Below are 20,488 nucleotides of genomic sequence, written 5' to 3'. Positions count from 1 at the left end.
GCGCCCCTGGGTAGGGCAACTGTGCCCTGACTCGAAAGCTAGTGGTGGAAGCCCGTCCGTGGGATCACGCCGTGGTTGCTGGCCGGGGCGGGTTGGGACTGGAGTTCGGGGAGGAGGCGGGCGAGGTCGTTGAGGAAGAGGTTGGCCAGGTCCAGGGAGAAGCCGTAGCGGCAGACGATCCGCAGGACCGCCAGGTCATCCCGTTTCGTGGGGAAGGTGTACGCCGGGATCAGCCAGCCGCGTTCCCGCATGCGGCGGGAGACGTCGAAGACGTCGAACGCGGTCACGTCGTCCGTCGTGGTGAAGGCGAAGACGGGCAGTTCTTCACCGCGCGTCAGCAGCCGGAACGGGCCCAGGCATTCGATGCCCTCCGCCAGCCGCCGTGCCACGTCGCGGGTCGCCTGCTGGACGGCCGTGTAGCCGGACCGGCCCAGTCGCACGAAGTTGTAGTACTGCGCCACCACCTGCGCGCCGGGGCGCGAGAAGTTCAGCGCGAAGGTCGGCATGTCGCCGCCCAGGTAGTTGACCCGGAAGACCAGTTCTTCCGGCAGCGCCTCCGTGTCCCGCCACAGCGCCCAGCCCACGCCCGGGTAGACGAGGCCGTACTTGTGCCCGGAGGTGTTGATCGAGGCCACGCGCGGCAGCCGGAAGTCCCAGACCAGATCCGGGTCGAGGAACGGCGCGATCATGGCGCCTGACGCCCCGTCGACGTGGACCGGAATGTCCAGACCCGTTCGCTGCTGGAGCTCGTCCAGCGCCGCGCAGATCTCCGCGATCGGTTCGTAGCTGCCGTCGAAGGTCGAGCCCAGCACGCCGACGACGCCGATGGTGTTCTCGTCGACCAGGGCCAGCGCCGAGTCCGCGTCCAGATGGAAGCGCTCGCCCTCCATCGGCGCGAGCCGCGCCTCGACCTCCCAGAAGTTGCAGAACTTCTCCCAGCAGACCTGGACGTTGACGCCCATCACCAGATTGGGCCGGGCGCCGGCCGCGTAGCGCTCACGATTGCGCGCCATCCAGCGGCGCTTGAGTGCCATTCCGGCGAGCATGCAGGCCTCGCTGGAGCCGGTGGTCGAGCAACCGACGGCCTTGCTCGGGTCGGGGGCGTGCCACAGGTCGGCCAGTATGGCCACGCAGCGGCGCTCGACCTCGGCCGTCTGCGGGTACTCGTCCTTGTCGATCATGTTCTTGTCGAGGCACTCACCGATCAGCTCGGTGGCCTGCGGATCCATCCAGGTGGTCACGAAGGTGGCCAGATTGAGGCGGGCGTTGCCGTCCAGCATCAGTTCGTCGCGAACGAGGCGTTGCGCGATCGTCGGCGGGAGCGGTCCCTCGGGCAGCCGGCCCTTCGGCACGGACTCTTCCATCGCGCCCAGCAGGTCGGGGTCGCCCGCGAGGGGCGGGAGGTGCAGCGGTCGGTTGTCGTCCTGTCCCAGGTGCAGCGCCATGTCGGCCACCCTACGTCCGGGGTCCAGACCGCTGCGTGGCGACGAACACGTGGCGAAAGGTGCTTGCTTGGAGTGCACTCCAAGGGCGTTGGATGAGCGGCATGGAGTACACACAGCTCGGACGCACCGGCCTCAAGGTCAGCCGCCTCGTTCTCGGCACCATGAACTTCGGTGGGCAGACCGACGAGCCCACCAGCCACGCCCTGATGGACGCCGCGCTCGACGCGGGCGTCAACTTCTTCGACACCGCCAACATCTACGGCGTCAGCGAGCACAAGGGTCTGACCGAGGAGGTCATCGGCTCCTGGTTCGCGAAGGGAGGCGACCGCAGGGACAAGGTCGTGCTCGCCACCAAGGTCTACGGCGACATGACCGACGACGGCAGCCCGTGGAACGTGAGCTCCTGGCCGAACCACGACCGGCTCTCCGCCGTGAACATCCGCCGCGCCGTCGACGCCAGCCTGCGCCGGCTCGGTACCGACCACATCGACATCTACCAGTTCCACCACGTCGACCGGCTCACCCCGTTCGAGGAGATCTGGCAGGCCGTCGACGTGCTGATCCAGCAGGGCAAGATCCTCTACGCCGGCTCCTCCAACTTCCCCGGCTACAAGATCGCCCAGGCCAACGAGACCGCCGCACGCGGCGGCCGGCTCGGCCTCGGGCTGGTCAGCGAGCAGTGCCTCTACAACCTCGCCGAGCGGCGCGCCGAGATGGAGGTGATCCCGGCCGCGCAGGAGTACGGCCTCGGCGTGATCCCGTGGTCGCCGTTGCACCAGGGGCTGCTGGGCGGAGCTCTGCGCAAGGAGGCAGAGGGCTCCGGTGCCCGCACGAAGGTCGGTCGTTCGGCGGCGGGCCTGGCGGACCCGGCGGTCCGGGCGAAGGTTCAGGCGTACGAGGACCTGCTGGAGAAGCACGGCCTGGAGCCCGGCGAGGTCGCGCTGGCCTGGCTGCTCACCCGGCCCGGCGTCACCGGCCCGATCGTCGGGCCGCGCACGCGCGAGCAGCTCGACTCGGCGCTTCGAGCCGTGGAGCTGGAGCTGTCGGCCGAGCTGCTGGCCGCCCTCGACGAGATCTTCCCCGGCCCTGGCCCGGCACCGGAGGCGTTCGCCTGGTAGGCGTGGGTGGTGTCGGGCGTCTCAGGCAGCCGCGTAGTCGGGCCCGAGACCGCGCGTGACGTCCTCGACGTTCATCGCCGGTGAGAACGTGACATTGGCGCCGAGCTCCTGGAAGAAGGGCTCCGCGATCGACGGCATCTGCGCCGGCTCCTTGAGGTCGAAGACGATGAAGGCGGTCCGGACTCCTTCCACGGCGGTGAAGTAGGCGGACTCGGGCTGCAGGCGGCCCAGATTTGTTTGCATGAACTCAGGCAACCGATTGCTCTGGATGGCCTGGTTCGCCTTCTCGGTGTCCATTTTCGCGATCATCAGTACGCGCATACGGCTCGACCTCCTTGTCGGCCGGGATTCCTTACCCCTCCATCGTCGTCCCGACCGAACCGCGCTGCACTCCGGACCGATCGCCCGGCAGCGCGCGTTCGGCGCGGCGGATCTCGGTCGGGGTGGCGTTCCACCAGCGGCGGCAGCAGCGGGTGAGGGCGGACTGCTCGGAGAGGCCGAGAAGGCCGGCGACCTGGGTCATCGGGATGTCGGTCGCGGTGAGGTAGCGGTGCGCGGCCTGGCGTCGTTCCTCGTCGAGGACGGCGGCGAAGCTGGTGCCCTGGTCGCCGAGGCGGCGCTGGAGCGTACGCGGGTGGAGGTTGAGCAGGCCGGCGATGGTGGCCAGCTCCGGCGGGTTGGTGCCGAGTGACCGCTGGACCGCCGCGCGCAGCCGGGGCAGCAGCTCGGAGCCGGAGCCGCCGGGGGACTGCTCCTCCAGGAAGGTCAGCGCCAGGCGGCGCAGCTGCTCGTTGCTGTCCGCGAGGGAGCGTCCGGCGAGGCTGCGCGGCACGCGCAGCAGGGCGGCCGGGCGGCGGACCCGGACCGGGGCGCCGTAGAACTCCTCGTAGACGGAGACCGGCGCGGCCGGCTGATAGGGGAGTTCGACGCTGCGCAGGCCGTAGGGGCCGACCAGATAGAGGATCGCCCGGTGCAGGAAGCCGAGGCCGAGGTCGGTGCCCTGGACGTGGAAGCCGGCCAGGTCCGGCCGCAGGTCGTAGCGGAGCGCGGCGATGCCGGGGGCGTCGTAGGGGTCGGCGACGAGGCTGAGGCTGAGCGCCTGGGCGTGCATGAAGAGGTAGCGCGAGGTGCATTCGAGCGCGTCGGCCAGGGTGGGGGAGTTCTGGATCGCGAGGGCCAGCGCGCCCAGCATGCCGAAGTCCTGTCGGGCGGCGACGCGCAGACCGAGGTCGGGGCAGCGCAGGTCCGCCGCCGCGAGCTCCAGCGCGCGACCGGCGGCGTGGTCGGGGACGAGCAGGTCGTCGGAGTCGAGTGCCGCGACGGGCAGACCGGCACGCACCGCGTAGGACTCGGCGTCGCCGCCGAGCTCGGCGACGGTGGCCCGAAAGCCCCGAAGTCCGGCGGATCGGACGAGTGACATGTCGCCCAGGGTCAAATACTTGTCGTGCAAGGTCAAGGCCCTGGGAGGGTGAGTGTTCACACTGGAGCAATGACGAGCAGCCCCCGCAGCGCACAGCCAACCTCCGTCCCCGCTCCCGAAGCGGTGCCGGAGCACGTCGACGTGGTGGTCGTCGGAGCGGGACTCTCCGGCATCGGGGCCGGCTACCGCTTGCAGACCGAGTGTCCAGGCCGCTCGTACACGATCCTGGAGGCCCGGCAGGCGATGGGTGGGACCTGGGACCTGTTTCGCTACCCGGGCATCCGTTCGGACTCGGACATGTTCACACTCGGCTTCCCTTTTCAGCCCTGGGACGGTGCGAAGGCCATCGCTGACGGTCCTTCGATCCTCAGCTACATCCGCCGGACCGCCGCGAAGCACGGCATCGACCGGAAGATCCGCTACGGGACCAAGGTGGTCGGCGCCGACTGGTCCACGGCCGAGGCGCGCTGGACGCTGACGCTGGAACGGACCGAGCCTGGCTCGGACGCGGCGGCCACGGTAACGATGACCTGCGACTTCCTCTACACCTGCGCGGGCTACTACAACTACGAGCAGGGACACGCCCCGGAGTTCGAAGGCGCGGAGTCCTTCGCCGGCGAGATCGTCCACCCGCAGTTCTGGCCGCAGGACCTCGACTACAGCGGCAAGCGCGTCGTCATCATCGGCAGTGGCGCCACGGCGGTGACCCTGGTCCCCTCGATGGCCGAGAAGGCCGCTCACGTCACCATGCTCCAGCGGACGCCGACCTGGATCAGTTCGCTGCCGGCCCGCGACAGGATCGCGGACGCGCTGCGGGCGGCGTTGCCGGCGCGGGCCGCGTACAAGCTGGCTCGGACGAAGAACATCCTCTTCGCGGTCGGTTTCTACCAGTTCTGCCGACGACGCCCCGAGGCGGCCCGGCGTCTGTTGACCCGGTTGAACAACCGCATGCTGCGTGACGAGGCCTTGGTGCGTGAACACCTGACGCCCGATTACAACCCCTGGGACCAGCGGCTCTGTGCGGTCCCCGACGCCGACCTGTTCAGGGCGATGCGGGCGGGCCGGGCGTCGATCGTCACCGACCACATCGACGCTTTCGTCCCCGAGGGCATCCGGCTGAAGTCGGGGCGGCTGCTGGAGGCGGATGTCGTGGTCACCGCGACCGGCCTGCAACTGCTGGCCTTCGGCGGGATCGCCCCCTCCGTGGACGGCGAGGCGGTGGACCTGGCGAAGCAGTTCGTCTGGAACGGCAGCATGCTGACCGGCCTCCCGAACTTCGCGGTCTGCATCGGCTACACCAACGCCTCCTGGACCCTGCGCGCGGACCTCACCTCCCGGCTGGTCTGCAAGGTCTTGGGTCACATGGACCGCCACGAGTACGCGGCGGTCGTCCCCCGTCCCGACGGCCCGCTGACCGAGCAGCCGCTGCTCGACCTGGCCGCGGGTTACGTCCAGCGCTCCATCGCCGCGTTCCCCCGCCAGGGAGACCGCCGCCCGTGGCAGGTCCGCCAGAACTACATCCTCGACGCCGCGACCACGATGCGCACCCGGCTCGACCGCACCCTCGCCCCGACCCCACGCACGACGGTGTCGCGGTTCACGGACCGGCCTGCCGCAGTGACTGCGGCGCCGACCGGTCCGCCCACCCGCTGACCGCCCCGCCAGGGCGCCGTCCCGATGCCGGGTTCTCAGCTCGCTGCCTTCCTCACGAGCTCGGCGATCCGCGCCTCGTCGGCGGCGGTCAGCTCCTTCAGGGCGAAGCCGGTCGGCCACATCGCGCCGTCGTCGAGGTTCGCACCGTCGTTGAAGCCGAGGGTCGCGTACCGCGCCTTGAACTTCTCCGCGCACTGGAAGAAGCAGACGACCTTGCCGTCCCTGGCGTAGGCGGGCATTCCGTACCAGAGTTTCGGCGCCCACGCCGGTGCGTTGGCCTTGACGAGGGCGTGGATCCGCTCGGCTATGACGCGGTCGGAGTCCTGCATCTCGGCGATCTTCGCGACCACGTCGGCCTCTTCCTCGGCCGCCTTGTCGGCCCGGGCACCACGGCGCGCCGATGCCTTCAGCTCCTTCGCGTGCTCCTTCATCGCGGCGCGTTCCTCCGCGGTGAATCCGTCGAAGGACTTGGCGGTCGTGGCGCTGGTCTTCGTGGACTGCTGTGTGGTCTTCATGTCGGGATTCCCTTCGGGGAGGTCGCTTTGGGCTTGCCGGGATCAGCCGGCCGGCCGCGCAGCGGCCGACCGACATTCGAAGTAGCGGTGAGACGAACGAGTGCCGGTCCGGCCGTCGTCAGCCCCACGCGCCGGCGATCTGGCGGGTGGTGGCATTGAGCCGATTGAACAGGTTGGTGACGCCGACCATCAGGACGATCGCGGCCAGCTGCTTCTCGTCGAAGTAGGTGGCGGCCTCGTCCCAGATCTCGTTGCTCACCGGGTCGGGACGGTCGGCCAGCCGCGTCGCGGCCTCGGCCAGCGCGAGGGCCGCCCGCTCCTCGTCGGTGAAGTAGGGGGCCTCCCGCCATGCGGCGACCGTGTTCAGCCGCTCGTCGCTCACGCCGGCCTTGCGGGCGGTCTTGGCGCCGCCGTCGACGCAGGAGCTGCATCCGTTGATCTGGCTGACCCGCAGGTGCACCAGCTCCAGCGTCTGCCCGTCCACTCCGCCGGAGTGCACAGCCTTGATGATGTCCTGGATCGGCTGCATCGCGCCGGACAGGACGACGGCGGGGTTCTGCATGCGAGACTGCATCTCGGTTGCTCCTCTTTCGGTTCGGTGCCCCGTGTTCCCAGGGTGTGAGTACATTCCAGCCGGGCCCGCTCGCCGCGACCACGGCGATGGGACACCGTGGGACAGCTGAAGCGGCCTTGAGCTGCGGTGAATTGGCCCGGCGAGTTTCTGCCGGGACGGGACGGGGGCGCTGATGGACATGCACCGGGGGACGGCGAAGGCCGATCCGCAGGACGAGCTGGCGGCCCGGTTGCGCCGGCTCCAGGAACTGTCCGGGCTCGGCGTCCGGGCCCTCGCGAGGGACACCGGCCTCAGCTCCTCCTCGCTGTCGCGCTATCTCAGCGGCCAGACCGTGCCGCCCTGGCCCGCGGTGATCGCCCTCTGCCGCCTCGTCAAGCGCGACCCGCGCCCCCTGCGCCCGCTCTGGGAACGGTCCTCGAACCCCTTGCCGGCGCCCCCGAAGAGCAGCCGCCAGGCCCGGCCGCGACCACGCAACGATCTGCCGCGCGACGTGCCCGACTTCACCGGACGCGAGGCACAGCTCGCGGCCGTGCTCGCCGCGGTGGACAGTCACCGGCTGGTCGCCGTCGACGGCATGGCCGGCGTCGGCAAGACCTGCCTGGCGGTTCACGCCGCGCACCGGCTCGCCGCCGACTACCCGGACGCCCAGCTCTACGTGGACCTGCACGGCTTCACCGAGGGCCGGGAGCCGGTCGATCCTGATGCCGCGCTGCGGATGCTGCTCGGCGCGCTCGACGTCCCCTCCGAGAAGGTCCCGCAGGAGGGCGTCGAACAACTGGCGGCCTGCTGGCGGTCGGAGCTGGCCGACCGACGAGTCGTCGTGGTCCTCGACAACGCCGTTGACGCCGAGCAGGTGCGCCTGCTGCTGCCCGGCGCAGGCCCCTCGGTCGCCCTGATCACGAGCCGCAACCGCCTGCTGGGCCTGGACGAGGCACCCCCGGTATCGCTCGACGTGCTGAGCCCGCAGGAGAGCGCGGAGCTGCTGGCCCGTGCCAGCGGCGACCCCAGCGGACCCGAGGGCCGGCTCGCCCGCGAACCTGAGAACGCCGCCGAGGTGCTGCGGCTGTGCGGCCATCTGCCGCTGGCCCTGCGGCTGGCCGCCGCCCGGCTGCGGCACCGACCGGGCTGGACCGTGGGCATCCTCGTGGAGCGGATGGCGGAGGGCGCGAGCGAGTTCGACACCGCTTTCGCGATGTCCGTACGGCAGTTGAACCGGGCCACCGCCCGCATGTTCCGGCTGCTGGGCCTGCTGCCGGGGCTGTCCTTCGACGAGTACCTGGCCGCGGCGTTGGCGGACGTGTCGCTGGGCAGCGCCCGGACGATGCTGGAGGACCTGCTCGACGCCCACCTCGTCCAGCAGCCGACGGTGGGCCGGTACCGACTGCACGACCTGGTGCACCAGCACGCGCGCCGGGCCTGCGCGGAGCAGGACTCGCAGGCTGAGCGGGAACGGGCACTGGGCCGCTTTCTCGACTACTACGTGCACGCGGCGGCCGCCGCCGACGCCGCGATGCCGGTGCTGTCGCCCACGCGTTCGGCCTCCGCAGGACGGCCTCCGGCGGTTCTGCCGCAGTTCGCGGACAAGAACGCGGCCTTCGCCTGGCTCGTCGCGGAGTACGAGAACATGATCGCCGCCTTCGAGACGGCGGACGCCGTCGGGGCGGACGTGCATGTGTGCGAGCTGCCGCGCTTCCTGCGGGCGTACTTCGCGCGGCGCTGCGGCACGACGCACCTCAACTCCCTCTTCGAGCGCTCGCTCGCCGCCGCGCAACGCCTGGGTGATCCGCTGCAACTGGCCGAGGTCCACAGCGACCTGGGCTTCGCCCGCTACAACGCGGGCCGGATGGCGGAGGCCGCGGCCGCGTACGAGGCGGCCGAGCCGCGGTTGTCCCAGGCGGGGGACGCGCTGGCGGAAGCCGAACTGGCCATGCGTCGCGGCTATCTGAGGTGGGACGAGGGGTACGTCGAGGAGCCGCTCGAGCTCTTCAGGCAGGCGGGGAAGCTGTACGAGGCGGGCGGTTGCCCGACGGGCGTGGCCCACGCGGCCGCGTCGGAGGCATGGGCCATGCTTCAGCTGGGACACCGCGAGGAGGCGGCGCAGCGGGCCCGCGAGGTGCTGGGCTTCCCGCACGCCGACCCCTCATGGCCGCCCACGCTGACAGCTCGGATCACCCTCGGCGTGGCGATCGCCCACGAGGCGCCCGACGAGGCGGTTGCGCACCTGAACCAGGCGCTGGCACTGGCCCGCGAGGACGGGCACGTGAACAACGAGGCGTGGTGCCTCAACTGTCTGGGCGTCGCGCTTCGGCAGATGGGCAGGTACGAGGAGGCGCTGGCCAGCCATCGGCAGGCGTTCGTGCTGCTGGACGAGCTGTTCGAGGAACACTGGAAGATTCGTTTCCTCAACGCTTACGCCGAGACCTGCCGGCTCGCCGGCCTGCCCGACGAGGCCCTCCGGCTGTACCGACAGGCGCTGGAGCTGGCCCCGAAGCTGGGATACCGGAACGAGGAGGCGCTGGCTCACGAGGGCATCGCGGTCGTCCTCGCCGAGACGGACCCGACCGCGGCCGCCGTGCACCGCGCGGCGGGCCAGACCCTCCTGCACGAGCTCAACCCCGTGGCGCCCTGATCCCGCTGTACGGTGTGCGGCGGTTTCGGGGCGGGGGTGTGCCGTGTGAGAAGCTGGAGGGCGTGAACCGGTTGGCTGGTGTGACCTCTCCCTATCTGCTTCAGCACGCCGACAATCCGGTCGACTGGTGGCCCTGGAGGCCGGATGCCTTCGAGGAAGCCCGGCGTCGGGACGTGCCGGTCCTGCTGTCCGTCGGGTATGCCGCGTGCCACTGGTGCCACGTCATGGCCCACGAGAGCTTCGAGGACGCCGAGCTCGCCGCGTATCTGAACGAGCACTTCGTCGCGGTGAAGGTGGACCGCGAGGAGCGGCCGGACGTGGACGCCGTCTATATGGAGGCGGTGCAGGCGGCCACCGGGCAGGGCGGGTGGCCGATGACGGTGTTCCTGACGCCCGAGGGCGAGCCCTTCTACTTCGGGACGTACTTCCCGCCGGAGGCGCGGCACGGACTCCCGTCGTTCCGGCAGGTGCTGGAGGGCGTGGCCGAGGCGTGGCGGGGTCGGCGCGGCGAGGTTGCCGAGGTCGCCGCACGGATCGTCCGGGAGCTCGAGGGTCGCGCGGGTGTGTACGCCGGACTGGCCGGGGCGGAGGTGCCCGGGGCGGAGGCGACGCGGCGGGCGGTCGCGCAGCTCGCGCGCGAGTACGACGAGCGGCGGGGCGGGTTCGGCGGGGCGCCGAAGTTCCCTCCGTCGATGGTGCTGGAGTTCCTGCTGCGTCACCACGCCGCGACCGGTTCGCGCGCGGCGCTCGGAATGGCCGAGCACGCCTGCGAGGCGATGGCACGCGGCGGGATCCACGACCAGCTCGGCGGAGGCTTCGCCCGCTACTCGGTCGACGCCGCCTGGGTGGTGCCGCACTTCGAGAAGATGCTCTACGACAACGCGCTGCTGCTGCGCGTGTACCTGCACCTGTGGCGGGCCACGGGCAGTCCCCTCGCGCGCCGGGTCGCGGAGCGGACCGGTGACTTCCTGCTGCGTGAACTGCGCACGCCCGAAGGTGGTTTCGCCTCCGCGCTGGACGCGGACAGTGAGGGGCGCGAGGGCGCCTTCTACGTCTGGACGCCGGAGCAGCTTCGCGAGGTGCTCGGCGAGGATGACGCGGCGCGGGCGGCCGAGCTCTACGGGGTGACCGAGGGCGGCACCTTCGAGGAGAGAGCCTCAGTCCTGCAACTGCCAGGCGAGGGGCAGGGGGACGAGGAGATCCGGACCCGACTCTTCGCGGCCCGCGAGGCGCGGCCGCGTCCGGCCCGCGACGAGAAGGTGGTCGCCGCGTGGAACGGGCTGGCCGTCGCCGCGCTCGCGGAGGCGGGCGCACTGCTGGAGCGTCCCGACTTCCTCGACGCCGCGGTCGTCGCCGCGGCGCTGCTGCTGAGCGTTCACCGCGACGAGGACGGCCGTCTGCTGCGGACCTCCCGTGACGGCACGGCCGGGCCGAACGCCGGTGTGTTGGAGGACTACGGGGACGTTGCGGAAGGTCTGCTGACCCTGCACTGTGTCACCGGTGACGAGCGCTGGCTGGACGCGGCCGGTCAACTGCTCGACGTTGTGTTGACCCAGTTCACGGACGATTCGTCAGGAGCGCTGTACGACACCGCCGCCGACGCGGAACGCCTGATCCGTCGCCCGCAGGACCCGACCGACAACGCCGCGCCCTCGGGCTGGACCGCCGCCGCGGGCGCGTTGCTCTCGTTCGCCGCGCTCACCGACTCCGAACTGCATCGCACCGCCGCCGAGCGCGCGTTGACCGTGGTGACGCCGCTCGCCGGTCAGGCGCCCCGCTTCATCGGCTGGGGCCTGGCGGCGGCGGAAGCCCTCGTCGACGGTCCGCGCAAGGTCGCCCTCGCGGGCGCGCCCGACGATCCGGCCACGCTCGCCCTGCGTGCCGCCGCCCTGGCGGCCACCGCGCCCGCCCTCGTGGTCACGCCCGACGCCGAGAAGCCGCTGGTGGAAGGCGCGCCCGCCGCGTACGTCTGCCGCCGGTTCAGCTGCGACGCCCCGGTCACGGATCCCGAGTGGCTGCGCGAAGGGCTGAGCACGCCACCCGACGACAAGGACTGACGCACCCCCATACCCCTATCGGAGGGATGTCGCCAGCGCGGTGAGGGCCGCGTCGAGCAGGTCCGCGACGTCGTCCACGCCGTCCCGTTCCGCCCAGTAGATGACGGTCTCCGACGAGGCGGCCAGGATGCCCGCCACCACGGCGCGAAGCTCCAGGCTGCGGGGATCGTGGCCGGTCCGCTCCGCGAGGAGCCCGCACATCATGTCGGAAGTGCGCTGCTGCTCCGTCATCGCCCGCGAGCGGATCGCCGGGACCTCGCGGTACAGGCGCATGCGCAGCAGCATGTCGTCGCGCTCGGCCGCGAGGATCTCCCGCAGCGGCTTGATCATCGCCGCGCGGAGGGAGTCGATCAGCGGCTCGTCCTGCGGGCGGGCCCGGAAGGCGGCCTCCAGCAGCGGGTCGTAGTCGTCGCTGATGACCAGGTCTTCCTTGGTGGGGAAGTAGCGGAAGAAGGTGCTCGGCGACACCTCCGCCGCCGCGGCGATCTGGTCCACCGTGGTGGCCTCGTAGCCCTGGTCCGCGAAAAGGCCGAAGGCCGCCGCGCGGATCGCGCGGCGGGTCTTCAGCTTCTTGCGTTCCCGCAGGCCGAGGGGGGCGGCGAGGAGCTCTTCCAGAGCGGAACCGGTGGCACTCATGCCTCGGATTGTCCCTCACCGACCTGCACCGGCGCCGAACCGCCCGACTCGACGACGGTCGCATCGGCGATCGCACGGGCACGCTCGGCGCTCGCTCCGCGTGTCGTCGACCCGGGCATCCGCCAGGCGATCAGCACCGCGGACAGCGCCGAACCGATGCCGCAGACCAGCAGCACGAGATCCATCGCGTGCACGAACGCGCCGTGCGCGGACGCGGCCAGCGCCGCGTCGTGGAGCCGGTCGGCGACGGCCTGCGCCGCCGAGACCGAACCGCGGGCGGTGTGCGCGAGCGGCTCGGGGAGTCGGCCGGTGTCCAGCCGTCCCGTGTACGCGCCGGCCAGCAGGCTGCCCAGCAGCGCGACGCCGATCGCGCTGGCGGACTGACGCAGCGTCTGCAGCAGTCCGGAGCCGACGCCGGCCCGGTCGTCCGGCAGCGCGCTCATCGCCGCGCCCATGGCCGGGACCATGGTGAACCCCATGCCGACGCCGAGCAGGCTCAGCCAGACCGCCGTCCGGCCGTAGCCGTCACCGGTGCCCGTCGTGGCGCCCAGCAGCATCGACGTCGCGACGACCAGCATCCCGCCGGCCACCACCCAGCGCACCGACAGCTTCGCGACCAGCCGCTCCGCCACCCGCGCGGCCACCAGCAGGCCGCCCATCAGCGGCATCAAGCGGATGCCCGTGCCGAACGCGTCGTGGCCGAGCACGGACTGCAGGTACTGCGGCAGCACGAAGAGTGCGCCCATGAGCGAGAAGGAGACCAGGACCGCGGCGATCGTGCTCCACCGGTAGATCCGGTCGGCCAGCAGGGTGAAGTCGACCATCGGGTGCGGCTGCGTGCGCTCCCGCCGGACCAGGCCGCCGAGCAGCAGCACCGAGGCGACCAGTGAGGAGACGACGACGGCCGAGCCCCAGCCATCGGTCGGGCCCTGGATGATGCCGAAGGTCAGCGCGGCCAGGCCGAGGACGCCGATCGTCGCGCTGAGCAGATCGATCCGCGGCACCGAGGGGTCGCGGGACTCGGGCACCAGCCACAGGCAGGCCGCGATGCCGATGACGATCAGCGGGATGTTGATGAGGAAGATCGATCCCCACCAGAAGTGGTTCAGCAGCAGCCCGCCCAGCATCGGGCCGAGCGGCATGCCGATCGCCATGCCCGCCGTCATCACGGCGACGGCGCGCGGACGTTCGGCGGGTGTGAACAGGCTCGGCAGGATCGCGATGCCGAGCGGCATGATGAAGGCGCCGCCCAGACCCATCACCGCGCGCACCGCGATCAGCGTGTCCGCCGAGTTCGCCAGCGTGCCGACGAGTGAGGCGAGACCGAAGAGGACCAGGCCGCCGATCAGCAGTCGGCGCCGGCCGAAGCGGTCGCCCAGCAGTCCTGCCGGGAGCATCGCGGCGGCGAAGACCACGAGGTAGGCGTCGACGATCCACTGCAACTGGCCGGTGGTGGCGTGCAGTTGCACCGCCAGGTCGGGCAGGGCGACGTTGAGGATCGTGCCGTCGAAGCCGAGCACGAGCACGCTCAGGCAGACGGCGGCCAGCGCCCACCAGCGGCGCTTGCCGGGTGGCGGCGAGTCGATCAGTGCGGTGGTGCTCACGGATGCGTCCGTGGTCATGGCAGCCCCCTAGAGAGTTACTGTCTTATGACAGTAACTCTCAAAATCTAGGAGCTGTCAATATCCTTACATCGCGACCAGCGACACCCCGACGAACTGAACCGTGAACGCGGCCAGCGTGCAGGCGTGGAAGACCTCGTGGAAGCCGAACCAGCGCGGCGAGGGGTTGGGTCGCTTCAGGCCGTAGATCACGCCGCCGACGCTGTAGAGCAGGCCGCCGATGATGATCAGAACGGTCACGGCGACGCCGCCGGTGTGCAGGAAATCGGGCAGGAAGAAGACCGCGGCCCAGCCGAGCGCCAGGTAGCAGGGGGTGTAGAGCCAGCGCGGCGCGCCCACCCAGAAGACCCGGAAGGCGATCCCGGCCAACGCCCCGGCCCAGACCAGCCAGAGCAGCAGCTCCCTGCGCGCGCCCTGGAGCAGCAGGATCGTGATGGGCGTGTAGGTGCCGGCGATGATCAGGAAGATATTGCTGTGGTCCAGCCGACGCAGCACCGCCTCGCCGCGCGGGCCCCAGTTGAAGCGGTGGTAGAGCGCGCTGATGCCGAAGAGCATCCAGGCGCTCGCGGCGTAGATCGCGCAGGCGATGCGCGCCGAGGTCGTGGTGGCGAGACAGATCAGCACGATGCCGGCGGCGACCGTCGCGGGGAACATCCCCGCGTGTAGCCACCCTCTCAGCGCCGGCTTGCGAGGGGTTTCCTGGTCCGTCTGTGCCACCTGAGCGCTCATGAAGCGAAGCATAGCTACGGAACCGTAGGTTACCTACTGGTAGGTCTGTCTGATTTCTCGTCACTATGACGCTGACCTGCGTTGTTGTCGTTCTCACAGAGGGGGCGGTATGTCGCTCCGGTGGCTTCCGGGTTACGCTGCCAGAACCCTCAACCCCTCACCATCCGGTCAAGGACGATCGGATGTGAAACGGAGCGATCGTGCCGTACGAGAACTCTGCCCTGGTCAGTGCTGCCCCGACCCGGCACAAGAAGTTGCTGGCGTGGGTCCAGGAGATCGCAGAGCTCACCCAGCCGGATCGGATCGAGTGGTGCGACGGCTCTGACGCCGAGTACCAGCGTCTGTGCGACCTTCTGGTCGAGAAGGGCACCTTCCGGAAGCTGAACCCCGAGAAGCGTCCCAACTCCTACTACGCTGCATCCGACCCGCGCGACGTCGCGCGCGTCGAGGACCGGACCTACATCTGCTCCGAGAAGGAGCAGGACGCCGGTCCGACCAACAACTGGAAGGCTCCGGCCGAGATGCGCGCCCTGTTCGGCGACATCTTCCAGGGCTCCATGAAGGGCCGCACCATGTACGTGGTGCCGTTCTCCATGGGTCCTGTGGGCTCCCCGCTCGCCGCCTACGGCGTCGAGATCACCGACTCCGCCTACGTCGCCGTGTCGATGCGCACCATGACCCGCATGGGTCAGGCCGTGCTCGACTACCTCGGCGAGGACGGCGAGTTCGTCAAGGCCGTGCACACCCTCGGAGCGCCCCTTGCGGAGGGCGAGGCCGATGTCGCGTGGCCGTGCAACGACACCAAGTACATCTCGCACTTCCCGGAGACCAAGGAGATCTGGTCCTACGGCTCCGGCTACGGCGGCAACGCGCTGCTGGGCAAGAAGTGCTACGCGCTGCGTATCGCCTCGACGATGGCGCGGGACGAGGGCTGGCTGGCGGAGCACATGCTGGTGCTCAAGCTGACCCCGCCGAGCGGCGAGGCCAAGTACGTCACCGCGGCGTTCCCCAGCGCCTGCGGCAAGACCAACCTGGCCATGCTCCAGCCGACCATTCCGGGCTGGAAGGTCGAGACCATCGGCGACGACATCGCCTGGATGCGGTTCGGTGCGGACGGCCGCCTCTACGCGATCAACCCTGAGGCCGGCTTCTTCGGCGTCGCGCCCGGTACCGGCCGCGACACCAACGCGAACGCCATCGACTCGATGTACGCCAACACGGTCTTCACCAACGTGGCGCTCACCGACGACGGCGACGTGTGGTGGGAGGGCATGACCGAGGAGAAGCCCGCGCACCTGATCGACTGGAAGGGCAACGACTGGACCCCCGAGTCGGAGACCCCGGCGGCGCACCCCAACGCCCGGTTCACCGTCCCGGCCGCCCAGTGCCCGACCATCGCTCCCGAGTGGGAGGACCCGGCGGGTGTGCCGATCTCGGCCATCCTCTTCGGCGGTCGCCGCGCCAGCGCGGTTCCGCTGGTGACCGAGTCCTTCGACTGGCAGCACGGCGTCTTCCTGGGCGCGAACGTCGCCTCGGAGCAGACCGCCGCGGCCGAGGGCACGGTCGGCAAGCTGCGTCGCGACCCCTTCGCGATGCTGCCGTTCTGCGGCTACAACATGGGTGACTACTTCGCCCATTGGCTGGAGGTCGGCGAGAAGGCGGCCGACGCGTCCAAGCTGCCGAAGATCTACTACGTCAACTGGTTCCGGAAGAACGCCGACGGCAAGTTCGTCTGGCCGGGCTTCGGTGAGAACAGCCGGGTGCTGAAGTGGATCGTCGAACGCCTGGTCGGCGAGGCCGAGGGCGTCGAGACGCCGATCGGCACGCTGCCGACCCAGGACGCGCTGGACCTGGACGGCCTCAGCATCGACCAGGCCGACCTGGACCTGCTGCTGAGCGTCGACCCGGCGATCTGGAAGCAGGAGGCGGCGCTCATTCCCGAGCACCTGGAGCTGTTCGGCGAGCACACGCCGAAGGCGCTGTGGGACGAGTACGAGAAGCTGACCGGCCGCCTGGGCTGAGCTGCTCCTCGCTGACGAACAGCTGATCAGGCCTCAGGCCTGGATCGCCTCGCGTGCCGCCGTGTGGAAGTCCATACGGCGGCACGCGAGCATCGCCGTCCGGGTGTCCTGCTGCGCGGCGGCGACCACGAGCACGCGCCCCGCCAGGTCGAAGGCGAGCGAGTGGAGCGCGGCGAGGTCGTTCGTGTAGGGGATGGCGGCGCGCGGCGGCAGGCCCGCGCCGAGCTCGGCTATCCGCGCTGTGAGCGCGGCGGCGGCGTCCTGCAGAGCGGGGTCGCCGGTGCGCGCCTGCAGCTCGCGGGTGACATCGAGCAGCGCGGTGAGGTGACCGGCCAGCTGGCCGAGTTGGCCGCTGCGGGCACGCGGGGGCAGGGCGGCGTCGGTGCGCGGACGTGCGGCGTAGGCGCGCCGCGGCACGGGTCGGGTCTTCGGCTGCTCGTACATGGGAACAGCCTAGCTTGGACTTTGTCTAAAACACGTTTCCGTCTCGCACTGCGAGCGTTCCGGATCGGTTACGGCCGGCCGGTCACGGCTGTGAGTAGCCGTCCAGGAAGACGCCGATCTTGTGGATCGCCTCGGTCAGGTCCTCTGCGTGCGGGAGGGTGACCAGGCGGAAGTGGTCAGGGTCGGGCCAGTTGAAGCCGGTGCCCTGGACCACGTAGATGTGCTGCTGCTTGAGCAGGTCCAGCACCATCTGGGCGTCGTCCTTGATCTTGTAGACCTTCGGATCGAGCCGCGGGAAGGCGTAGAGCGCGCCCTTCGGCTTGACGCAGGAGACGCCGGGAATCTCGTTCAGCAGCTTCCAGGCGATGTCGCGCTGCTCGCGCAGCCGGCCGCCGGGGAGGATCAGGTCCTTGATGCTCTGCCGCCCGCCGAGCGCCGCGGCGATCGCGTGCTGCGAGGGCATGTTGGCGCACAGCCGCATGGTGGCCAGCGTGGTCAGGCCCTCGATGTAGCTGCGGGCGTCCTCGCGCGGGCCGGAGATCGTCATCCAGCCGGAGCGGAAGCCCGCGACGCGGTAGGCCTTGGACAGGCCGTTGAAGGTCAGGCAGAGCAGGTCCGGCGCGAGCGTGGCCGTGGAGGTGTGCTCGGCCTCGTCGTAGAGGATCTTGTCGTAGATCTCGTCGGAGTAGACGATCAGATCGTGCCGGCGGGCGATCTCGACCAGGCCTTCGAGCAGCTCGACCGGGTAGACGGCACCGGTCGGGTTGTTCGGGTTGATGATCACGATGCCGCGGGTCCGGTCGGTGATCTTCGCCTCGATGTCGGCGAGATCCGGATACCAGTCGGACTGCTCGTCGCAGCGGTAGTGCACGGCCGTCCCGCCGGAGAGGCTGATCGACGCCGTCCAGAGCGGGTAGTCCGGGGAGGGGACCAGGATCTCGTCCCCGTCGTCCAGCAGGGCCTGCATGGCCATCTGGATCAGCTCGGAGACGCCGTTGCCGATGTAGACGTCCTCGACGGACAGACCGGGCAGGCCGCGCTCCTCGTAGTGCATCACCACGGCGCGGCGGGCGGAGAGCAGGCCCTTGGAGTCGCCGTAGCCGTGAGCGCCGGCGAGGTTGCGCAGGATGTCCTGGAGGATCTCCGGGGGTGCCTCGAAGCCGAAGGGCGCCGGGTTGCCGGTGTTCAGCTTGAGGATGCGATGCCCCTCGTCCTCCAGGCGCATGGCCTCGTCGAGGATCGGGCCGCGGATGTCATAACAGACATTGGCGAGCTTGGAAGACTGGATCACCTGCATACCGATGCACCCTAACGCCTTGCCATCCAGCCCGCCCGGTGATTTTCGCCATGCCGGACATTGACGAGGGCCAGCGTGAGGCCGACCGTCCAGCCCAGCACCAGGCCCCAGCCCGCCCCGGCGAGCGCCCCGGTCACCGGATAGCCGGTCCAGCCCAGCGGCCCGGCCGCCACCATGCGCGCCTCCGTCAGCCCACGGAACACCCCGGCGACCGCCCCGCCGAGCACCACGGCCCGCCAGCCGGTGAAGAGGCGGTGGGCCCGGGAGGAGGAGGGGTGATACAGCACGTGCTTGCGCAGGACGAGGGCGACGGTGGCCAGTAGCAGCAGCGCGGCGAAGTCCTCGCACCAGGTGTAGGCCCAGGTCGTCTCCCCACGCGGGTTCGGCCGCAGCCCCGGCAGGAAGAGTGGTGCGCCCAACGCGGCGGGCCGCAGCGTCCCGCCGAACGCGGCCGTCAGTCGGAGCCACACGCTGTCCGTGCCGAGTGCCAGCACCAGCAGCGAGGCCGCGGTGACGCCGGCCGGCAGGACGGCGCGGAGACGGCCGAGGCCGAGCCGGCCGAGGCTGGAGCGGACAAGGCTGAGGCGAGTGAGGTTGAAGCGATCGAGGGTGAGGCGATCGAGACGGAGGGCGTCTGGCCGGAGGGCGTCGAGCCGGGGGCGCGGGAGGCGGTCGAGGCGGAGGCTGTCGAGTCGCGGACGGGAGGCATCGGGAGCGGCCATGGGCGGACTGTAGTCGCGCTGCTGAACGGGCGTTCCAGCTCGGTGATGTTGATACAGAATCAGGACATCACCCCTCTGTGTACGCCCGCGTCGACGATCTACGATCGGCAGGGTCTCAGGGGGAGGGCCTAGTGCGGCGTCGTCTACGTCGGTGGCTGGTGGGTCTGGTGGTGCTCGCGTGTGCGGCGGGACTGCTGGTGAAGGTCGGCACTCCGGCGGCGCACGGGGTGACCGGGCAGCGCTTCCTGACGGACGCGCAGGGCCGGGCGCTGATGCTCTACGGCCTGGACGCGGACGGCACCAGCGCGGTCTCCTCCCCACGCGCCGCGTCGGCGGAGTACGGGCTACTGGGCGACAACCTCACTCGCATCACGCTGAGCTGGAGCCGGGTCGAGCCGAAGCCGGGACGGTACGACGACGCGTATCTGGCCGGCGTCGCGCAGCGGATCGCCTGGTACGCCGGGCAGGGCTTCCACGTCGTGCTCGCGATGCAGCAGGACGCCGTCGGTCCGCCGGGCACCCCGATCGCGGCAGCACCGACGAACGAGGCGCGCACCCGCGCGACGGACGAGTTCTGGCGCACCCGAGGCGACGACCCCGGCCTGCAGGACCGCTTCACGGCGGCGTGGGCGCATGTCGCACGCTACTTCGGGACCTACGTCTCGCGGCACGGGCTGAAGCCGGACCCGATCCTCGGCTTCGACCTGCTGGACCGCCCGTGGGGCGGCTCGGTCGAGGGCGCGGCCTTCGAAACGGGCCCGCTGGCGCGGCTCTACGAGCGGCTGATCAACGGACTGCGGACTGTTGACTCGGTTCACTGGCTCTTTGTGGAGCCGGAGGCTGTCACAGCGGAATGGGGCCTGCCGAGTTCACTCCCGTACTTGGTCGATCCGCGGCGCGGCGAGGCGAGGATCGGCTACGCGCCGCAGCTCTACCCGGCGCCGCTGGATCCCGGCGGCCGGTACACAGGCGGGAGCGTCTTCCCGACGGACCGCGCGCTCGCCTCCTGGGCGATCCAGGTCAGGCGCACGGCGAAGCGGCTGGACGCGCCGGTCCTGCTGGGTGGCTGGGGCCTGGACACCACCGCCCCCGGCGCGCACCTGTACGTGGACCACGTCCAGCAGTTGATCGACCAGCTGATGATCGGCGCGGCGTTCTACAGCGCGGCGCCGGGCGCGTGGTCGCCCTGGGAGCACGCCGGAAAGCCGGCGGAGATCGCCGGAGTCCTGGAGACCGCGTACCCGCGGGCGGTGGCGGGAGTCCCGGTGGAGTTCGACTACGACAAGGGCACGCTGGTCTTCACCCTGCAGTTCCGCGACGCGGCGGGCGTGAGCGGCCCGACCGAGATCTACCTCCCTCCGTCGGACTTCCCGCGCGGCCCACAGGTCGACTTCGACGCGGAGATCACCAGCTCCTGGGACCCTGTCCGCCACGTGCTCTCCCTGACGGTGAACCACCCCCAGCCAGGCACGGTCCACACGCTCCACCTGACACCAGCGGTGCCGGCCCGAACGTTCGCTTGAGACAGCTGCCGCAGGTAGTTGCACCACCAGGGGCGCGGGGAACTGCGCGACAAGCCACCCTGTGCGGATGGCCCTGCGCGTTC

Annotated in this window: 17 protein-coding genes; 6 read left to right on the top strand and 11 right to left on the bottom strand. The window is 70.5% G+C overall.

Annotation, left to right across the window (positions count from 1 at the left end):
• Positions 1-38: 38 nt before the first annotated feature.
• A complete protein-coding gene (locus tag ABIA32_RS24995) occupies positions 39-1,445 on the bottom strand; it encodes a glutamate decarboxylase (protein ID WP_370099633.1) in 1,407 nt (468 codons plus the stop codon).
• Positions 1,446-1,546: 101 nt separating this feature from the next.
• On the opposite strand from ABIA32_RS24995, the gene ABIA32_RS24990 reads away from it, so the two are divergent.
• Complete coding sequence (locus tag ABIA32_RS24990) at positions 1,547-2,563, top strand: aldo/keto reductase (protein WP_370099630.1); 1,017 nt, start codon at positions 1,547-1,549, stop codon at positions 2,561-2,563.
• A 21-nt stretch (positions 2,564-2,584) separates the two neighbouring features.
• Here ABIA32_RS24990 and ABIA32_RS24985 read toward each other — a convergent pair whose 3' ends face one another.
• Both ABIA32_RS24985 and ABIA32_RS24980 read right to left on the bottom strand, forming a co-directional pair.
• The gene (locus ABIA32_RS24985) at positions 2,585-2,884 is read right to left on the bottom strand and encodes a hypothetical protein (protein WP_370099627.1); all 300 of its coding nucleotides are present in this window, start codon (positions 2,882-2,884) and stop codon (positions 2,585-2,587) included.
• Between the two features lie 31 nt (positions 2,885-2,915).
• Positions 2,916-3,983: an AraC family transcriptional regulator gene (locus ABIA32_RS24980; protein ID WP_370099625.1), complete on the bottom strand. Its 1,068-nt coding sequence runs from the start codon at positions 3,981-3,983 to the stop codon at positions 2,916-2,918.
• 69 nt (positions 3,984-4,052) lie between these two features.
• On the opposite strand from ABIA32_RS24980, the gene ABIA32_RS24975 reads away from it, so the two are divergent.
• Positions 4,053-5,636, top strand: coding sequence for a flavin-containing monooxygenase (locus ABIA32_RS24975; RefSeq protein WP_370099622.1), 1,584 nt, complete (start codon positions 4,053-4,055; stop codon positions 5,634-5,636).
• A gap of 35 nt (positions 5,637-5,671) precedes the next feature.
• Here ABIA32_RS24975 and ABIA32_RS24970 read toward each other — a convergent pair whose 3' ends face one another.
• Both ABIA32_RS24970 and ABIA32_RS24965 read right to left on the bottom strand, forming a co-directional pair.
• A complete protein-coding gene (locus ABIA32_RS24970; RefSeq protein WP_370099619.1) occupies positions 5,672-6,151 on the bottom strand; it encodes an iron chaperone in 480 nt (159 codons plus the stop codon).
• A gap of 118 nt (positions 6,152-6,269) precedes the next feature.
• Complete coding sequence (locus ABIA32_RS24965) at positions 6,270-6,725, bottom strand: carboxymuconolactone decarboxylase family protein (protein ID WP_370099616.1); 456 nt, start codon at positions 6,723-6,725, stop codon at positions 6,270-6,272.
• A gap of 172 nt (positions 6,726-6,897) precedes the next feature.
• Between ABIA32_RS24965 and ABIA32_RS24960 the strand changes: the two genes are divergently transcribed.
• Both ABIA32_RS24960 and ABIA32_RS24955 read left to right on the top strand, forming a co-directional pair.
• Complete coding sequence (locus ABIA32_RS24960) at positions 6,898-9,354, top strand: tetratricopeptide repeat protein (protein ID WP_370099613.1); 2,457 nt, start codon at positions 6,898-6,900, stop codon at positions 9,352-9,354.
• A 62-nt stretch (positions 9,355-9,416) separates the two neighbouring features.
• Positions 9,417-11,411: a thioredoxin domain-containing protein gene (locus tag ABIA32_RS24955; protein ID WP_370099610.1), complete on the top strand. Its 1,995-nt coding sequence runs from the start codon at positions 9,417-9,419 to the stop codon at positions 11,409-11,411.
• Between the two features lie 15 nt (positions 11,412-11,426).
• Here ABIA32_RS24955 and ABIA32_RS24950 read toward each other — a convergent pair whose 3' ends face one another.
• The 3 genes from ABIA32_RS24950 to ABIA32_RS24940 all read right to left on the bottom strand — a co-directional run bounded on the left by ABIA32_RS24950 (position 11,427) and on the right by ABIA32_RS24940 (position 14,398).
• Positions 11,427-12,047 (bottom strand): TetR family transcriptional regulator, encoded by a 621-nt coding sequence (locus ABIA32_RS24950; protein WP_370099607.1) that lies wholly within the window; start codon positions 12,045-12,047, stop codon positions 11,427-11,429.
• Positions 12,044-13,669, bottom strand: a complete 1,626-nt coding sequence (locus tag ABIA32_RS24945; protein WP_370099605.1) for an MFS transporter — start codon at positions 13,667-13,669, stop codon at positions 12,044-12,046. Before ABIA32_RS24945 ends, ABIA32_RS24950 begins: the two co-directional genes overlap by 4 nt.
• 66 nt (positions 13,670-13,735) lie before the next feature.
• On the bottom strand, positions 13,736-14,398 hold the full coding sequence (locus tag ABIA32_RS24940) for a hemolysin III family protein (protein ID WP_370099602.1): 663 nt from the start codon (positions 14,396-14,398) through the stop codon (positions 13,736-13,738).
• Positions 14,399-14,598: 200 nt separating this feature from the next.
• Here ABIA32_RS24940 and ABIA32_RS24935 point away from each other — a divergent pair, with 200 nt between their 5' ends.
• A complete protein-coding gene (locus ABIA32_RS24935; RefSeq protein ID WP_370099599.1) occupies positions 14,599-16,419 on the top strand; it encodes a phosphoenolpyruvate carboxykinase (GTP) in 1,821 nt (606 codons plus the stop codon).
• A 33-nt stretch (positions 16,420-16,452) separates the two neighbouring features.
• Here ABIA32_RS24935 and ABIA32_RS24930 read toward each other — a convergent pair whose 3' ends face one another.
• From ABIA32_RS24930 to ABIA32_RS24920, 3 genes are all read right to left on the bottom strand, one after another.
• Complete coding sequence (locus ABIA32_RS24930; protein WP_370099597.1) at positions 16,453-16,863, bottom strand: hypothetical protein; 411 nt, start codon at positions 16,861-16,863, stop codon at positions 16,453-16,455.
• 82 nt (positions 16,864-16,945) lie between these two features.
• Positions 16,946-18,160 (bottom strand): pyridoxal phosphate-dependent aminotransferase, encoded by a 1,215-nt coding sequence (locus tag ABIA32_RS24925; RefSeq protein ID WP_370099594.1) that lies wholly within the window; start codon positions 18,158-18,160, stop codon positions 16,946-16,948.
• A gap of 11 nt (positions 18,161-18,171) precedes the next feature.
• Positions 18,172-18,882 carry a hypothetical protein gene (locus ABIA32_RS24920; protein ID WP_370099592.1) on the bottom strand — a complete coding sequence of 237 codons (711 nt, stop codon included), beginning with the start codon at positions 18,880-18,882 and terminating at the stop codon, positions 18,172-18,174.
• 131 nt (positions 18,883-19,013) lie between these two features.
• Between ABIA32_RS24920 and ABIA32_RS24915 the strand changes: the two genes are divergently transcribed.
• Positions 19,014-20,405, top strand: coding sequence for a cellulase family glycosylhydrolase (locus ABIA32_RS24915; RefSeq protein WP_370099589.1), 1,392 nt, complete (start codon positions 19,014-19,016; stop codon positions 20,403-20,405).
• Positions 20,406-20,488: the final 83 nt, after the last annotated feature.

The sequence above is a fragment of the Streptacidiphilus sp. MAP12-20 genome (assembly GCF_041262525.1).
Lineage (GTDB): Bacteria > Actinomycetota > Actinomycetes > Streptomycetales > Streptomycetaceae > Streptacidiphilus.
This window is presented reverse-complemented; position numbering and strand designations above follow the sequence as displayed.

Coding starts and splice junctions, on each gene's coding strand:
- ABIA32_RS24995 (WP_370099633.1), bottom strand. CDS start 1,445: ATGGCGCTGCACCTGGGACAGGACGACAACCGACCGCTGCACCTCCCG.
- ABIA32_RS24990 (WP_370099630.1), top strand. CDS start 1,547: ATGGAGTACACACAGCTCGGACGCACCGGCCTCAAGGTCAGCCGCCTC.
- ABIA32_RS24985 (WP_370099627.1), bottom strand. CDS start 2,884: ATGCGCGTACTGATGATCGCGAAAATGGACACCGAGAAGGCGAACCAG.
- ABIA32_RS24980 (WP_370099625.1), bottom strand. CDS start 3,983: ATGTCACTCGTCCGATCCGCCGGACTTCGGGGCTTTCGGGCCACCGTC.
- ABIA32_RS24975 (WP_370099622.1), top strand. CDS start 4,053: ATGACGAGCAGCCCCCGCAGCGCACAGCCAACCTCCGTCCCCGCTCCC.
- ABIA32_RS24970 (WP_370099619.1), bottom strand. CDS start 6,151: ATGAAGACCACACAGCAGTCCACGAAGACCAGCGCCACGACCGCCAAG.
- ABIA32_RS24965 (WP_370099616.1), bottom strand. CDS start 6,725: ATGCAGTCTCGCATGCAGAACCCCGCCGTCGTCCTGTCCGGCGCGATG.
- ABIA32_RS24960 (WP_370099613.1), top strand. CDS start 6,898: ATGGACATGCACCGGGGGACGGCGAAGGCCGATCCGCAGGACGAGCTG.
- ABIA32_RS24950 (WP_370099607.1), bottom strand. CDS start 12,047: ATGAGTGCCACCGGTTCCGCTCTGGAAGAGCTCCTCGCCGCCCCCCTC.
- ABIA32_RS24945 (WP_370099605.1), bottom strand. CDS start 13,669: ATGACCACGGACGCATCCGTGAGCACCACCGCACTGATCGACTCGCCG.
- ABIA32_RS24940 (WP_370099602.1), bottom strand. CDS start 14,398: ATGAGCGCTCAGGTGGCACAGACGGACCAGGAAACCCCTCGCAAGCCG.
- ABIA32_RS24930 (WP_370099597.1), bottom strand. CDS start 16,863: ATGTACGAGCAGCCGAAGACCCGACCCGTGCCGCGGCGCGCCTACGCC.
- ABIA32_RS24925 (WP_370099594.1), bottom strand. CDS start 18,160: ATGCAGGTGATCCAGTCTTCCAAGCTCGCCAATGTCTGTTATGACATC.
- ABIA32_RS24920 (WP_370099592.1), bottom strand. CDS start 18,882: ATGGCCGCTCCCGATGCCTCCCGTCCGCGACTCGACAGCCTCCGCCTC.